General features: G+C 67.9%; 16 protein-coding genes. 7 read left to right on the top strand and 9 right to left on the bottom strand.

Going from position 1 to position 14146, the window contains the following annotated elements; genetic code table 11:
* The first annotated feature begins 19 nt into the window (after window positions 1–19).
* Complete coding sequence (locus NQ152_RS02940; RefSeq protein WP_257522955.1) at window positions 20–457, top strand: VOC family protein; 438 nt, start codon at window positions 20–22, stop codon at window positions 455–457.
* A gap of 23 nt (window positions 458–480) precedes the next feature.
* On the opposite strand, the gene NQ152_RS02945 is transcribed toward NQ152_RS02940, so the two are convergent.
* Genes NQ152_RS02945 through NQ152_RS02955 form a run of 3 tightly spaced genes read right to left on the bottom strand, consistent with a single transcriptional unit; the run spans window position 481 to window position 1865 of the window.
* Window positions 481–1113, bottom strand: coding sequence for a hypothetical protein (locus tag NQ152_RS02945; RefSeq protein ID WP_257522956.1), 633 nt, complete (start codon window positions 1111–1113; stop codon window positions 481–483).
* Between the two features lie 14 nt (window positions 1114–1127).
* Window positions 1128–1274 (bottom strand): hypothetical protein, encoded by a 147-nt coding sequence (locus NQ152_RS02950; protein ID WP_257503284.1) that lies wholly within the window; start codon window positions 1272–1274, stop codon window positions 1128–1130.
* A gap of 9 nt (window positions 1275–1283) precedes the next feature.
* Window positions 1284–1865, bottom strand: coding sequence for a small multidrug efflux protein (locus tag NQ152_RS02955; protein WP_257503285.1), 582 nt, complete (start codon window positions 1863–1865; stop codon window positions 1284–1286).
* A gap of 352 nt (window positions 1866–2217) precedes the next feature.
* Between NQ152_RS02955 and NQ152_RS02960 the strand changes: the two genes are divergently transcribed.
* A complete protein-coding gene (locus NQ152_RS02960) occupies window positions 2218–4980 on the top strand; it encodes a LuxR family transcriptional regulator (protein WP_257522957.1) in 2763 nt (920 codons plus the stop codon).
* Window positions 4981–5280: 300 nt separating this feature from the next.
* The gene (locus NQ152_RS02965) at window positions 5281–5661 is read left to right on the top strand and encodes a cupin domain-containing protein (protein ID WP_257522958.1); all 381 of its coding nucleotides are present in this window, start codon (window positions 5281–5283) and stop codon (window positions 5659–5661) included.
* A 62-nt stretch (window positions 5662–5723) separates the two neighbouring features.
* On the opposite strand, the gene NQ152_RS02970 is transcribed toward NQ152_RS02965, so the two are convergent.
* Genes NQ152_RS02970 through NQ152_RS02980 form a run of 3 tightly spaced genes read right to left on the bottom strand, consistent with a single transcriptional unit; the run spans window position 5724 to window position 8136 of the window.
* On the bottom strand, window positions 5724–6344 hold the full coding sequence (locus NQ152_RS02970) for a DNA-3-methyladenine glycosylase (protein WP_257522959.1): 621 nt from the start codon (window positions 6342–6344) through the stop codon (window positions 5724–5726).
* A gap of 25 nt (window positions 6345–6369) precedes the next feature.
* Window positions 6370–7269 carry an alpha/beta fold hydrolase gene (locus NQ152_RS02975; RefSeq protein ID WP_257522960.1) on the bottom strand — a complete coding sequence of 300 codons (900 nt, stop codon included), beginning with the start codon at window positions 7267–7269 and terminating at the stop codon, window positions 6370–6372.
* Window positions 7270–7296: 27 nt separating this feature from the next.
* Window positions 7297–8136 carry an alpha/beta fold hydrolase gene (locus NQ152_RS02980; RefSeq protein ID WP_257522961.1) on the bottom strand — a complete coding sequence of 280 codons (840 nt, stop codon included), beginning with the start codon at window positions 8134–8136 and terminating at the stop codon, window positions 7297–7299.
* A 136-nt stretch (window positions 8137–8272) separates the two neighbouring features.
* Here NQ152_RS02980 and NQ152_RS02985 point away from each other — a divergent pair, with 136 nt between their 5' ends.
* From NQ152_RS02985 to NQ152_RS03000, 4 genes are all read left to right on the top strand, one after another.
* On the top strand, window positions 8273–8632 hold the full coding sequence (locus NQ152_RS02985) for a response regulator (RefSeq protein ID WP_257503292.1): 360 nt from the start codon (window positions 8273–8275) through the stop codon (window positions 8630–8632).
* Between the two features lie 4 nt (window positions 8633–8636).
* Complete coding sequence (locus NQ152_RS02990; protein ID WP_257522962.1) at window positions 8637–9317, top strand: response regulator transcription factor; 681 nt, start codon at window positions 8637–8639, stop codon at window positions 9315–9317.
* A gap of 12 nt (window positions 9318–9329) precedes the next feature.
* Window positions 9330–11771 (top strand): GAF domain-containing protein, encoded by a 2442-nt coding sequence (locus NQ152_RS02995; protein ID WP_257522963.1) that lies wholly within the window; start codon window positions 9330–9332, stop codon window positions 11769–11771.
* Between the two features lie 168 nt (window positions 11772–11939).
* Window positions 11940–12260, top strand: coding sequence for a GNAT family N-acetyltransferase (locus tag NQ152_RS03000; protein ID WP_257522964.1), 321 nt, complete (start codon window positions 11940–11942; stop codon window positions 12258–12260).
* 272 nt (window positions 12261–12532) lie between these two features.
* Here NQ152_RS03000 and NQ152_RS03005 read toward each other — a convergent pair whose 3' ends face one another.
* From NQ152_RS03005 to NQ152_RS03015, 3 genes are all read right to left on the bottom strand, one after another.
* A complete protein-coding gene (locus NQ152_RS03005) occupies window positions 12533–12868 on the bottom strand; it encodes a hypothetical protein (protein ID WP_257522965.1) in 336 nt (111 codons plus the stop codon).
* Between the two features lie 420 nt (window positions 12869–13288).
* Complete coding sequence (locus NQ152_RS03010) at window positions 13289–13723, bottom strand: hypothetical protein (RefSeq protein ID WP_374113547.1); 435 nt, start codon at window positions 13721–13723, stop codon at window positions 13289–13291.
* A 77-nt stretch (window positions 13724–13800) separates the two neighbouring features.
* A complete protein-coding gene (locus NQ152_RS03015) occupies window positions 13801–14004 on the bottom strand; it encodes a hypothetical protein (protein WP_257522966.1) in 204 nt (67 codons plus the stop codon).
* Window positions 14005–14146: the final 142 nt, after the last annotated feature.

The following is a 14146-nucleotide window of genomic DNA, read 5'->3' on the forward strand; positions in this document are numbered from 1 at the left end:
GCTGGGTAGCGTGCAGGGCATGCCCATCACACTGGAGAACATCGGCATCGCGGTGCGCGACCTGGACGCGACGATCGCGTTCTTCACCGACCTCGGTCTCTCGCTCATCGGCCAGGACACGGTCAGTGGCGACTGGGCCGACACCGCCGTGGGCGTGGACGGCAACCACGCTCGGATCGCGATGCTTCAGACCCCGGACGGTCACGGCCGCATCGAGCTGTTCGAGTACCTCCACCCGGCAGCCATCGATACGGAGCCCACCCGTCCGAACGAGATCGGTATGCACCGCGTGGCGTTCTCAGTCGATGACATCGACGAGGCCCTGGAGATCGCCGCCAGACACGGATGCCGCCCCCTGCGCGGTGTGGCCACCTACCAGGACGTGTACAAGCTGACCTACGTCCGGGGTCCGAGTGGCATCATCGTGATGTTCGCCGAGGAGCTGAACAGGACCTGACGCGGACCGTCTCGGCCCTGTGCTTACTCGCCGCCCTCAAAGAGGCTGCCGTCGAGCAGCCAGTTGTGCCGCAACCGGAGGGCCCGCTCGGTGCTGGCGGCGATCGCGACGAAGACGAGCGAGATGTTCGCCCATGCCGGAAGCTGGAAGGGGCTGATGAACGTGCCGATGGTGTCGGCGACGACAGGGATAGTGGTGATCTGCTCGATGCCCTGTGGCACACCCACGACAAGCGCGACGATGAGCACGATGACCGAGGCGGTCCCGAGAGCACGGCTGAAGCCGGGGCGTGTCCGGTCCAAGTGCGCGCGTCGACCCTCGGCGGACGCGGGGTCCGGAACGAGTTGGCGTCGGGCCCCGTCCGGGGTGACATAGTCACAGCGCTTGAGACCGTAGGCGCTGGCGGCCACCTCGATGACGCCTCCCGGCACGGGGAACGCCGCGGGCAGCGCGGATCGGGCCACGTTCACGCCGTCGCGATAGAGCTGGGCGTGCACGTTCCCATCCTCATCGCCTCCGATTCGGACATCGACCGACCAGGTTTCGAATGTGGCGGCATCGATGCGGAGGCGGAGATGGAACAGCGAACGCGAGAACTGCTGCCACCATCGATAGCGCGCAAGCGCATGCCCGTCGCCGGGTGTGACCTGCTCCATGTCCTGCCTCCTGTTCAGCCGGATGTCGGGGGTTGCGCCATGGACATCGAGGCCGCGACCGCGACGACGACGAGATGACTCAGATCGATGGAGACCGTCGCCGGCAGTTCGATGTCGGCGGGTTGCGGGCGGTACATGGCGTGCTTGATCTGCCGGAGCATCAGGTTCGCTCACACCCCGACGAGGAAGGTGAGCGCGGCCCAGACCAAGACGGTGCTCACCGTCGTCCACAGGACGATCGCAACGGCCTGCCAGAGCAGGACCCAGGCGCGGGAGGTGCCGCCGGCGACCAGGATCGCGGAGGTGATCTGGGTCGGGATCGCCAGCGGGCCCAGGATGCTGGCACCGGGAACGCCGAAGCGGATGAGCCACCTGTTGAAGCGCGCCCGACCCTTGGACTGCGGCTTGGCGTCCGCCTGCGCAAGCGGGGCGGCGAACTCGTCCCCACCGCTCGTAGAGGAGCCGGCGGCCCCCGCGGCGACCCCGACCGGGACTCGGGTCCGGTTCACGACGGCGGTGCGGGCGCGCGACGTGAGGAGCACGACGACAAGCACGCTGAGGAAGTTGCCGCCGGCGGCCGCGACCGCCGCGAGGATGGGATTGAGACCGCCGGCGATGCCGATGGTCGCCCCCAGCTCCCCCTCGATGAAGGGGACGGCGCCGGCCAGCATGACGATGAACGGCTGGATGAACTCGGGCACTTGAGCGACCAGTTCCTGGAAGCGGATGATGAGGTCTTGGATCGGATTCATTTCGGATCGTCCTTTCGGGTATCGGGTTTCGGGTTTTCGGCTCGAGCGATTGGGGCGGTGGTTCCAGGAGAAACCGTGTTCTCAGAACCGGGTCAAATCGCGCTGGGGCCACGAACTTGGTCTCGCGGTCGCCTGCGGGGCTCCCGCTCGCTGCCGGGCCGGACGTTCTGCGCGTCTGGGCCTTTCGCTGCACCGCCAGGCTGACACCGCCCACCAGGGCATCGCGTCCGTAGAACACCCGTCCCCGTTGCCGGGTATTCGGAGACGCTAAGGTGTGGACCACCTCGTTCGCGTCGGTGATGAGTGCCTAGTGCGGTGCCGGCATCCGCTGAAAGGAACGACACTGGGGCACTTGATTGGCCGGCGCGCCGAGCTCGAAGCGATCGACCGACTCCTCTCCCGGGCACGCGCCGGGCAGAGCGGAGCCCTGGTCGTGCACGGGGAGGCCGGAATCGGCAAGACCGCGCTGCTCGAGCACGCCCGCCGCGCAGCGGACGCATCCGGGTTCCGAGTGGAGACCTCGGTCGGGGTGGAGTCCGAGACGCAGTTCGCGTTCGCAGGTCTGCACCAGTTGTGCGCGCCGCTGCTGGACCGCGCGAGCGCCCTGCCAGATCCGCAGCAGACCGCGCTGAGTGTGGCGTTCGGGCAGGAGGGCGGTGAGACCCCGGACCGCTTCCTGGTCGGTCTGGCGACTCTCAATCTGCTGGCCGAGGTCGCGGAGGAGGGGCCGCTCCTGTGCCTCATCGACGATGCGCAGTGGCTGGATGAAGCATCGGCACAGGTTCTCGCATTCGTGGCGCGACGTCTCGCTGCCGAGCGGATCGCGCTGGTCTTCGCGGTGCGCGATCGGGCACGCGATCAACCCGGGCCGGAGCTGACAGCACTGGCCGGGTTGCCCGTCCTGCGACTGCACGGACTGGAGGAGGCCGATGCGCGTGCGCTGCTGGCATCCGCGCTGCCGATGCCGCTCGATGACCGGGTGTTCGAGCGTGTCGTCGCCGAATCGTTCGGCAATCCGATGGCGCTGCTGGAGCTTCCGTTGAGCGCCTCGCCGGCGCAGCTGACGGGCGGGTTCGAACTGCCCGGCGTCCTGGATGTCCCACGCCGCGTCGAGGAGAGCTTCCGACGTCGATCGGGCAGCCTGCCTGCGGACACGAGGCTGCTGCTCGTGGTCGCGGCCGCCGAGCCCACCGGGGATGTCGCCCTCCTCTGGCGCGCCGCCGCTCAGCTGGGCATCGACGACGGCGCGGCCGCGGCCGCCGAAGACGCCGGGTTGCTCGAGATCGCCGACAAGGTTCGGTTCCGGCATCCGCTCGCCCGCTCGGCGGTCTACCGGGACGCGACACCGCCCGAGCAGCGCCGGGCGCACGGCGCGCTGGCTGCCGCGACCGATCCAGCCACCGACCCCGACCGTCGCGCGTGGCACCGCGCGCAGGCGGTGCAGGGCACCGACGAGGATGCCGCCGCAGAGCTGGAGCGCTCAGCCGGCCGCGCCCGCGCGCGTGGCGGGCTGGGCGCCTCGGCGGCCTTCATGGCGTACGCCGCCCGACTCAGCCCAGAACCGGCCGCGCGTGCGGGTCGGGCCCTGGAAGCCGCATTCGCCACCCATGAGGCCGGCGCGACCGAGGCCGCGGGTGAGCTGCTCACGCGCGCCGCCGCCGGCCCACTCGATGCGCTCCAGCAGGCTCGGCTGGAACTGCTGCACGCTCGGATCGGGTTCCACCGCGCGCGCGGCGGCGAGGGGCTGCGGATGCTGCTGGGTGCCGCCGGCAGCCTTGCCCCGCTCGATCCGGCGCTGTCCCGGGAGACCTACCTGGATGCGCTGGATGCGGCCATCGTCACCGGCGGTGTCGGCTCCGGCCCGAGCGTGCGGGATGTCGCCGAAGCCGCGCGCGCCGCGCCCGCGCCGCCCGGGCCGCCGCGGCCGGCGGATCTGCTGCTGGATGGACTGGTGACGACGTTCACGGAGGGGTACACCGCGGGCGCGCCCCGCCTGCGGCAAGCGTTGGCGGCGTTCTGCCAGGACGAATCGGATCGGGACGCCGTCGGCGATGCCGACCTGCGCCGGTGGGGATGGCTGGCCAGCCGAACGGCGATGGCCGTCTTCGACGACGAACTCGTTCTCGCGCTGACCGCCCGCCACGTTCGGCTGGCGCGCGAGGCCGGCGCGCTGGCCACGCTCCCCGCCGCACTTCTGGTCCAGTCGGTGATGCTGGTGCTCTCCGGTGAGTTCGGGCAAGCCGCCGAGCAGACCGAGATCGGGTCCGCCACCACGGCGGTGCCACTGCTGCACGCCCAGCTGATCCTGGCGGCCTGGCGAGGCGATCCCGTCGAGACGGACCAGGTCCACGCGATCATTGAGCAGGAAGCGGCCGCGCGCGGGCCGGGCACCGAGGTCTTTCTGGCCGAGTACGCCATGGCGGTGCAGCACAACGGCCTCGGCGACTACCCGGCGGCTCAGGCCGCCGCGGCGCGCGCATTCGAATCCGACGAGCTCAGGCACAGCAATCTCGCCCACTCCGAACTCATCGAAGCGGCCTGCCGGGCCGGTCGGCCGGAGAGTGCGGCCCAGGCGCTGGAGGAACTCACCTCACGAGCCGTCGCCTGCGCCACCCCGTGGGCGCTCGGGCTCGCGGCGCGCTCCCGAGCGCTCACCAGCACCGGGCCGGAGGCCGAGGAGCATTTTCGCGAGGCTATCGAGCAGCTTGCACGCTCCAAGATGGCCACCCAGCTCGCCCGCACGCACCTCGTCTACGGAGAGTGGCTGCGTCGCGAGGGCCGGCGTCACGACGCACGCGAGCAGCTGCGCACCGCACACGATCTGCTGTCGGACATGGGGGCCGAAGCGTTCGCCGCGCGCGCCGCCCGCGAACTGCAGGCCACCGGCGAGCACCCGCGCACACGAGCCGCTCAGCCGACCGACGCGCTCACGGCCCACGAGCTGCACATCGCGCGGTTGGTCGCCAACGGCGCGACGTCCCGCGAGGTCGGCACGCAACTGTTCCTGAGCCCACGCACGATCGAAGCCCACCTGCGCAACATCTTCCGCAAGCTCGGCATCAGCTCCCGTCGCCAGCTCAGGGACCTGCCGCTTCCCGGACTCGTGAACCGCTGAGGCGGTGCGAGCAGGTGTTGAGCGTCGTGCTGGTCGCGGTCCAGCTCGATCGTGAGTTCGCGTCCGGCGCTCGGCGCGCCCCGCGGCGTCGTCAGACGACGAGGAAGTCGAGCAGCTGCTGCGGGTCGTGGCGCACGGCCGCGGCCGGCGCATCGAGCACGATCGCCCCACTGCGAGCATCGGGGACTCGAGCGTGGGGTTCTCCGGAAATCTTCTCCGGCTGACCGGCGCGCGGTTGCGGCCGAGGCCGCGAAGACTCCTGGTCAACGCGTTCGCCGAGTCGTCGAGAAGGAAGACATCATGACCGATTCACCATCCACTCCCGATGTCACCGCCGGGCAGGCAGCAGACGAGCTGCGCGGAAGGCTGAAGCGGACCGAGATCCAGCACGCCTCATCATCGATCCCCGGACGAGACATTGTTCAAGTGCTCACCGAAATCCCCGTTGACGTGTCCTCGGGATGGCACCACCATCCCGGCGAGGAGGTCGGCTACATCGTCGCCGGCAAGGTGCGCATGGAACGCGAAGACGCCGCCACCCAGATCCTGAGCGCCGGCGACGGCTTCCTCATCCCCCCAGGAGTCCCCCACAACGCGACCGACCTCGGCCCCGACACCGGGAGGATGCTGTCGACCTACCTCGTGGAGACCGGCAAGCCCATCGCCACTCTGGAGCCGTGACAGCCGGCGCGCGATCAGCTGCTGAGCGGCGGCGCTCCGCGGGCTGTCGCTGTCCCTGCTGTTCACAGGGATCGCCAGAGCAGAGTGGACGCGAGAGTCCGGTAGGGAGACCACGCGGCGCCTCGCCGGCGCACGTCGGCGATGAGGGGCAGGTCGGTCAGCTCGTACGCGCGTCGCACTGCGGTGCGGATGCCGAGATCTCCAGCCGGCAGGATGTCCGGTCGCTTCAACTGGTGGATCAGGAACATCTCCGCGCTCCACGGCCCGATCCCTTTCACGCGAGTGAGCGCAGATATGACGTCGTCATCGCCCACCGCGTCGAGAGCATCGATCGCGAGATCTCCGGCCACGACCGCGTCGGCCAGGTGGTGAAGATACGCGGCCTTGGAATGCGACATCCCGATCGCCCTGAGGTGGTCCACGTCAAGGCCGAGAACGCCACCCGGTGTCGGCGGACCGTCCAGGGCAGCGATCAGCCGGTCGTACAGCACGAGCGCCACCTTGATGGAGATCTGCTGCGCAACGATGTGCAGGACCATCCCGGCGAAGTTGTTGCCTGTCGTGCGTCCCCCGTCAGGGAAGGCGAACGGATCGGGAGTGCCCACCTTCTTGATCAAGCGGTCCAGGACCGGGTCGGTGCGGCCCAGGACGGCATAGCCCGCAGCGACCGACGGCACAGTCATGGGACGACCCCTGCCTGCGACCTCGTCACGGCACCCGCCGCCTGGAGAGCAGATGCAGAAGCTCCTGCGCGACCTGCTCGGGCTGATCCTCGACGAGGAAATGTCCGGCGTCCAGGCCGCGCCCGCGCAGATCCTTGGCCCACGGGCGCCAGATGTCCAGCACGTCCCCGTAGAACTTGGGCAGCGCACCCGGCGCGCTCCACAGCACCAGCAGCGGGCAGCGGATCTGACGGCCGTCCGCTTTGTCGTGGTCGTCGTGTTCCCGGTCTATTCCCGCGCCGGCGCGGTAGTCCTCACAGATGCCGTGAACGACGCTCGGGTCATCCAGGAGAGCACGGTACTGCGCCATGAGCTCTTCGGGGTACCGGCGTGCCGTGCGCCCGAGTCCGAGCGTGCGGACGTGGTGGTCGAAGAACGCGGAGGGTTTCGCGTTGATCAGATCCTCCGGGAGAGGTGCCGGCTGCGCAAGAAACGCCCAGTGCCAGTACGTCAGGGCCATCCGGGCATCGGCGCGGGACCAGACTTCGCCGGTCGGCACGACGTCGAATGCCCCAGCGGCGGAGATCACGTCCGGGTGATCCAGCGCCATCCGGTAGGCGATCCGGCCGCCTCGGTCGTGCCCGGCGACCGCGAAGGCGGGAAAGCCGAGGATGTGCATCAGTTCGACCAGGTCGTCCCCGATGGCTCGCTTGGAGTACGTGCCGTGATCGGGGGCGGTCTCTGGCCGGAACGACCCACCGTAACCGGGCAGGTCGACCACGACCACCGTGTGGTCGCCGGTGAGGTGCTCGACCACTGCGTGCCACATCAGGTGCGTCTGCGGGTATCCGTGCAGCAGCAGGATGGGAGGGCCTTCGCCTCCGGTCAGCGTGAAAATTGGTCCGCGTGCGACGTCGACCGGTCGGGCGGTGAATGTGTCGAACATGGTCTCAGCCGTGTCGTGACGGGTCGGTCAAGACGGGTCGGCAAGGAAGCGCAGGAGTTCGCGGTTGACCTCGGCGGTGTGGGTGACGGGGTTGATGTGCGGTCCGCCCTCGATCTCGATGTACCGTGCCGCCGGCAGGGCTTCGTGCGCGCGGCGACCTTGCCCGTCGATCGAGAGGATGCGGTCGGCGGTGCCGTGGATGAGCAGCGCGGGCACGTCGAACCGTTCCAGGTCGGCATGGAAATCCTCCAGCCAGGTGTGCGGGCACGCCCAGGTCGCGTAGGGAGACGCATCAGCGCCGGTGGACCACAGAGCACGGACGGTGTCCTCGCTGACCAGCGTGCCCTGGTACTCGTCCAGGTTCAGGAAGTTGGTCATCATCCCGGTCAGCCACGCGAACCGATCCGCCAGGATCGCCTGCTGCACGCCGGACACCCCCGCCGCATCGACTCCTTTCGGATTCTCGTCGCTGAGCATGAAGGTCGGTGTCAGGCTCTCGATGAGAACCGCGCTGGCCAGCAGTTCGGTGCCGAACCGGCCGATGTAACGCGCCACTTCGCCGGTCCCCAGCGAAAAGCCCACGATCGTGGCGTCGCGAAGATCCAGGGTGCGCAGCACGACATCCAGATCAGCGCTGAGGGTGTCGAAGTCGTACCCCTGGATGGGCGCGCTGGATCGACCGAAGCCACGGCGGTCATAGGCGATCACTCGGTATCCCGCGTCCAGCAGCGGGTGCAGCTGCGGCTCCCACGAGCGGGCGTCGAAGGGCCACCCCGCAAGGAGCACGACCGGTCGGCCGCTGCCCTGATCTTCGTAGTACAGGTCGATCGGCGCGGAGTTCTCTTCGCCGACGGTGATGGTGCTCACAGTGTGCTCCTCGGGCTCGAAGTAGGTGACGCAGTCAGCGTCGCCCGCCGGCCGGCGCCGCCGCATCACGGCGAACCCGAGAAGATTTCCGGCAAACCCTACAGTCGGTCGCTCTCGTCGGTCGCACGATGGGAGCATGGCCGTGACAGTCTTGATCGTCGATGATGACGAGCGCTTTCGCGACTTGGCGAGGAGAATGCTCACTGACTGGGGTTACCGACCCGAAAGTGAGGCGGGCAGCGTGACCGAAGCGTTGCGACATGTAGCAGAGCGCCGACCCGACGTCGCGCTCGTGGATATCGGTCTGCCCGACGGCACCGGCCTGGAACTGAGCAGCATCCTGGCAGAGGCGCCGTGGCAAATCCGTGTGATCCTCACCTCGTCCGACAGCGACGCGACGACAGCGGCAGAGGCGACCGCTGCCGGCGCCGCGGCGTTCATCCCCAAGACCGAGCTGTCCCGCGCGCTGCTTCGCTCCTTCCTCGAGGACGAATAGGGCGATGAGCATCGACATCCAGGACCAGCCGGTGCGGGTGTCCGTCGGAGAGGACGATTTTCTCTTCCGGCAGGGTGTCGTCCGCGTCCTCACCGACGGTGGACTGAGCGTGGTTGCGGAGGCGGGCAACGCCGTGGAGTTCCTGGCCCAGACTCTCGCGCACAGACCCGACGTCGCGGTCGTTGACATCCGGATGCCGCCACGCCGAGATGACGACGGGCTGCAGGCGGCGATCGAACTGCGGGAACGGGTTCCGACCATGGGCGTGGTGCTCCTCACTCAGCACTGCGAGCCGGAGTTCGCGATCGAGCTGATCGGGGACCGGCCCGAGGGTGTCGGCTACCTGTTGAAAGAGCGGGTCGGTGACATCCACGACTTCGTCGAAGCGGTGATGCGGGTCGCCCGGGGCGGGAGCGCTCTGGATCCGGAGGTCGTCGTGCGCATGCTCCGGCCACGTTCCATTCCAGAACCGCTTGCACCGCTCACGCCGCGAGAACGGGCCGTCCTCGCCGCCATGGCGGAGGGCCTGTCCAATCAAGGAATCGCACGGGCGCTGCTCATCAGCAACGCCGCAGTGGAGAAGCACGTCACCGCCGTCTTCCGAAAGCTGTCCATCCCGTCCGACGGCGCCGACCACCGGCGCGTCCGCGCTGTGCTCCGATACCTGACCGCCCAACGAGCCTGAGACTCTGTCGACATGGGCGACGTTCCAGAGCGCATCCAACCGGGCAGCGCCAGCGCGGAACACAAGCCGAGCCTGATCGGAACCCGGATCGAGCGCGACGAGATCCGGAGCCTGGTCGAGAAGGAACGCGCTCTGCGTGACGTCGCGAACCTGATCGCCCGCGCGGGAGCAGACGTGGATGTCATCGCCGTGATCGTTCGCGAGGCGTCACGGCAGGTGCACGGCCTACCCGTCACCCTGACCCAGTTCGTCGGGTCCAGAGAGCTGCTCGTGCTGGCCTCGCCGGACGGCCCCGCGGATGCCGGCATGCGCATCGTCTTCGAAGCCGACACGCTCCCCGACCGCGTGGTCGGTACCGGCCGGCCGTGTCGAGTCGATGACTACCGAAGCCAGCCGGATGCCGAACTGGCGGCGCGGTTCGGGATCGCGGCAGGAGTTGCGGTGCCGATCATCGTGGAAGGCCGGACCTGGGGCATGTTCTTCGTCAGCTCGGCTCTCGGCGCGCTGCCGCGGGAGACGGAGACGCTGCTCGCCGCGTTCGCGCAGCTGGTCACCGCCTCTTTCGACAGCATCGAGGCACGAAACCAGCTGCGGGCTGTGGCAGAACACGACGAGACCATGCGTGCGATCCAGCACGACGCCGACGAGGGCACAATCACGGACATCGCCACGCGCCTGGTGGAGTACGCGGCCAAACTGGGCGGGATAGAGCACGCCACGTTGACCGCTCTCGGCGGCGTGGAGGCAACCGCCACCAACCCGGTCGTGTCGATCACCGACTCGTCCATCCGTCCGACGCAGACCGTGACATTCCCCGTCACGGCACAGCAAGAGCGGGTCGGCGCGTTCACGGTCGAGACGACCCTGCCCGCGTTACCGAGCCAGACGACCCGATTTCTGACGGATCTGAGTGAAGTCACCGGCCGCATCATTCTCGCGATCACGAACCGGCAGCATCTGAGCGAACTCATCGACGAGCAGGCGTCCCTGCGCCGTATCGCCGAACTCGCAGCCCGTGGAGCGCCGCGGGCGAGACCCCTGGACGACATCCTCGCGGTGATCTGCCGGGCGGCATCCGACCAATTGGGCGGACAAGAGGTCACGCTCCTGCAATTCGAAAGCGCCGACACCATCGTGGCCGTCGCGACGCACGGCGGCCCTGTCCCGATCGGCGTCCGGGTCGTTCACCCGCCCGGATCGCTTTCCGATCGGGTGGCACGGACGAAGAAGGCCGTTCGCGTTGACGATTTCGACGCGATGCCGAGCGCCGAAATCGTTCGACGGTACGGCATTCGCGCTGGCGTCGGGGTTCCGGTCTTCATCGACGACCGTCTCTGGGGCGCCTTCGTCTCGACATCCCAGACCGCACCTCTCCCCCACGACACCGAACAACGTCTGGAGGGCTTCGCCCAACTGACCTGGGCGGCCATCGCCAACGCCGAAGCCCGAGAGATCCTTCGCCGCCTCGCGGATGAACAGGCAGCCCTGCGCCATGTCGCCGAGCTCGTCGCACGCGAATCACCGCTGCCCACGGTGTTCGACGCGGTCGTGAAAGAGGCAGCCCGTGTTCTGAACGCCTCATCAGCCGAGGTCGTCCGCGACCCCGTCGGCGGATTCGGTGACGCACGCGTGATGGCCGAGATCAGACTGCAGCCGACCGCCGGGGCTCACCATGCCGAAGCACCCATCCTGGTCAACGGCGAAAGCTGGGGCGCGCTCGCGGTCGACTCCGATTCGCCGAGCCGGGTCGATGGCAGAGACCGCCTGAAGCCGTTCGCCGATCTGATGGCCGCGGCCATCGCCAACGCCGAGCATCGGGCAGGGCTCACGCAATCCCGCGCGCGCGTGATCGCCGCAGCCGACGACGCTCGACGACGACTGCAGCGCGACGTTCACGATGGCGCGCAGCAGCGCCTCGTGCACACGATCCTCATCCTCAAGCTGGCGAGGGATGCCGCGGCCGCCGGGGGCGAGGTCACCGCGATGCTTGTCGATGCGCTGGCGCACGCCGAAGAAGCCAATCGGCAGCTGCGGGACGTCGTCCGCGGCATCCTGCCCGCAGCACTCAGCCGCAACGGGCTCGCCGCCGGTATCGAGTCGCTCGCCGCCGAAACCCCCATTCCCGTTGATCTCGCCCTCGTCATTCCCCGATTGCCGGTGGCCCTCGAAACAACGGCGTATTTCACGGTCGCCGAAGCGATCACCAACGCGGTCAAGCACGCGCAGGCGACGCATGTCGGCGTGTCGTGCGCACTTTCTGGCGACGCCGACGAGCTGATCCTCACTGTCGAAGACGACGGAGTGGGCGGCGCGGACCCGTCCCGTGGCACCGGGCTGACCGGGCTCCGAGACCGCATCGAGGCGAGCTACGGAGCGATAGAAATCGTGAGTCCTTTGTGGGGCGGCACCCGGATCGTCGCACGCATCCCTTTGGGTGCGTCGGACGGGCGGTAGTGGCCTGGGACGGATGCATCGCCCTCACCGACGATGTGCCTGGTGTGCGGCTAGGGCAGCTCCGAGTTCTGCGACAGGATGCGGCACCGCGCGCTTCTGCGTCTACCTAGGTCGTGTTGCTAAAGGCTGAGGAGCGGGCGTGTCCGGCTGCTGAGGCAGGATTGGGGGGTGAGTGTCGTTCTTCGCCCCTGGGCCTCAGGGGATGCCTCCGCACTGGTGGGCGCCGCCCAGGCTGCACCGGATCTGGCGACGCAGTTCGGTGGTGCCGATGTGTCGAGCCTGAAGGCGGCGCAGGCGTTCATCGAACAAGCTTTGCGATTTGATGGCCACGCGAAGAACTGGGCGGTCGTCGACGCTGGTGTCGCGGTCGGCAACGTCGGCGCCTCCGGGATCGAGTTCCGGCACGAGACCGCCTGGATGTACTACTGGCTCTCGCCCGCTGCTCGCGGAAAGGGGTTCGCCCTTCCTGCGATGTCACTGTCGAGCTGAGCGGCGATGCCGCTTTCAGCCAGTGGAGGGTCGCGGCGAGGAAGAAGCCGGCGTGGTAGTCCCGGGCGCGCTTGCTGACCGCATGCGACCCGCGCGATTGCTCGAGCTTGTTGAAGCACCCCTCCACTGCGTTGCGATCGCGATAACGGGCGCGGCGTACCGCCGAAGTCGATCGGGCCGCCAGGCCGCTCGCTGCTGTGCGCGCTCTGGTCGTCGCGCGCAGGGATCGTCGCGGCGCACGCAACGGCCCGGTTCGCTATCGGATGGGAGGTTTAGCGCGAACTCGCCAGAGGGTTTACGCCGGCGCAGAGGTCATCGTGGACGGGTGATCCGGGGCGTCGGCCTTTGCCACGCTTGGGCATCCCTAACGCGCGGAACCAGCCGTTGGCCGACGCGATCCGCCACCGGGTCTGATCCGGCATCACCTCGCCGTTGTCACGGGCCTCGTCAGCCAACAGTCGGTGCCCGAATTCGGCGTCGTCCTGATGGGCGTCGAAGAGCGCGTTCGCGTGATAGGCCTCCACCACCTCGCTGGGCCTGATGGGCTCGACCAGCCACCGGTAGTAGGGCTGACGAGAGAGCTTGAGCACCCGACACGTCACCGTCACAGCGGTCCCTGCGGCGGCGAGCCCCGTCAGGAGCAGGTACCACCTTTCCCGGCAAGTTCGCCTGCGACAGATACGCCGCCGCGCGCCGTAGCACCTCGTTCTCCTGCTCTAGCAGGCGATTCCGCTCGCGCAGCCCGCGGATCTCAGCCGCCTCAGTCCGGGACTGGTCTGCCTTCGCGGCCTCGTCGATGTCGACGGGAGGCGTCCGCCTCTGCTACGTCATCGAGTGGATCCCGAAGTCTTTCGCGATCTGCTCGATCTCGCTCCGGGCTCGCGATTCCTCAGGACCCGGACCACGTCGTCACAGAAATCGCTCGGGTAGGGCTTGGGCACAGCATCATCGTTCTGGGCCCACCACTCGGGCAAGCCAGGTCAGATGGCACCTACCCGTGCAGCAGTCCCAAGCAAAACCACGTGACGCTAACGCTGCGTTGCCGCCTTCGCCTCGCGACGACGGCGATGCAGAATTTGCTCGGTGTATCCGTTGGGTTGGCGAACGCCCTCGAAAATCAATTTCTTCGCTGTCTGGAATGCGGCGTTCCCAGCCAGGTTGCTGGCCATAGGCCGGTACGCCGAGTCGACTGAGTGTTGTGCATCTACGACTCCCGCCATCTTTATGAGCGATTCCTCAAGCTGATCGCGGATCACCAGATCGTGCCGCAACCAGTTCGCCAGTAGTTGGCTCGAAATGCGAAGGGTCGCGCGGTCCTCCATCAGCCACACGTTATGTATGTCGAGAACCTTCGAGCATCCGACGCCGTGGTCGATCCACTGGACTACATAACCGAGTAACGACTGGACGTTGTTGTCAATTTCTTCCTGGATTTCCGTCGGCGTCAACGTGGGGGCGGGCATCGTAGGGATGGTCAGCAGCTGTTGAATCGAGGTGCGGGGCCTGCCAGCAGCCAGTTCACGCTGACGCCCAGCGACATCTACGCGGTGGCGATCATCACCTGGAGGCGATCACGCTCAGCGAGAAGCTCCCGATTGCGTGGGACCAGCTCTTCGACAATGTCTTCCAGGCCAGTCCAGAAGGTGTCCTTAGCTATCCCTGACCCCTTCAAAACTTCGCGCTCGATGAACTCTTTGAGCTCTGGGGCGACGTGCAAGCCGCCTATGCGGATGTGGTCGCTCACGAATTTCCTTTCGAGGGTGGGCATCCAAGCCACGAGATGACGCCGCGGGTGCCACGGGTCTGGCTGGCGCTAGCGCGTCACGAATTGTGACAGTTGGTGCGCGTCCGCGCCAATTTTCGGCACGTCAGGAAGACGTCAGCCG

Source organism: Microbacterium sp. zg.B48 (assembly GCF_024623505.1).
In the GTDB taxonomy this organism is placed as follows: Bacteria; Actinomycetota; Actinomycetes; order Actinomycetales; family Microbacteriaceae; genus Microbacterium.

Coding starts and splice junctions, on each gene's coding strand:
- NQ152_RS02940 (WP_257522955.1), top strand. CDS start 20: ATGCCCATCACACTGGAGAACATCGGCATCGCGGTGCGCGACCTGGAC.
- NQ152_RS02945 (WP_257522956.1), bottom strand. CDS start 1,113: ATGGAGCAGGTCACACCCGGCGACGGGCATGCGCTTGCGCGCTATCGA.
- NQ152_RS02950 (WP_257503284.1), bottom strand. CDS start 1,274: ATGCTCCGGCAGATCAAGCACGCCATGTACCGCCCGCAACCCGCCGAC.
- NQ152_RS02955 (WP_257503285.1), bottom strand. CDS start 1,865: ATGAATCCGATCCAAGACCTCATCATCCGCTTCCAGGAACTGGTCGCT.
- NQ152_RS02965 (WP_257522958.1), top strand. CDS start 5,281: ATGACCGATTCACCATCCACTCCCGATGTCACCGCCGGGCAGGCAGCA.
- NQ152_RS02970 (WP_257522959.1), bottom strand. CDS start 6,344: ATGACTGTGCCGTCGGTCGCTGCGGGCTATGCCGTCCTGGGCCGCACC.
- NQ152_RS02975 (WP_257522960.1), bottom strand. CDS start 7,269: ATGTTCGACACATTCACCGCCCGACCGGTCGACGTCGCACGCGGACCA.
- NQ152_RS02985 (WP_257503292.1), top strand. CDS start 8,273: ATGGCCGTGACAGTCTTGATCGTCGATGATGACGAGCGCTTTCGCGAC.
- NQ152_RS02990 (WP_257522962.1), top strand. CDS start 8,637: ATGAGCATCGACATCCAGGACCAGCCGGTGCGGGTGTCCGTCGGAGAG.
- NQ152_RS02995 (WP_257522963.1), top strand. CDS start 9,330: ATGGGCGACGTTCCAGAGCGCATCCAACCGGGCAGCGCCAGCGCGGAA.
- NQ152_RS03010 (WP_374113547.1), bottom strand. CDS start 13,723: ATGCCCGCCCCCACGTTGACGCCGACGGAAATCCAGGAAGAAATTGAC.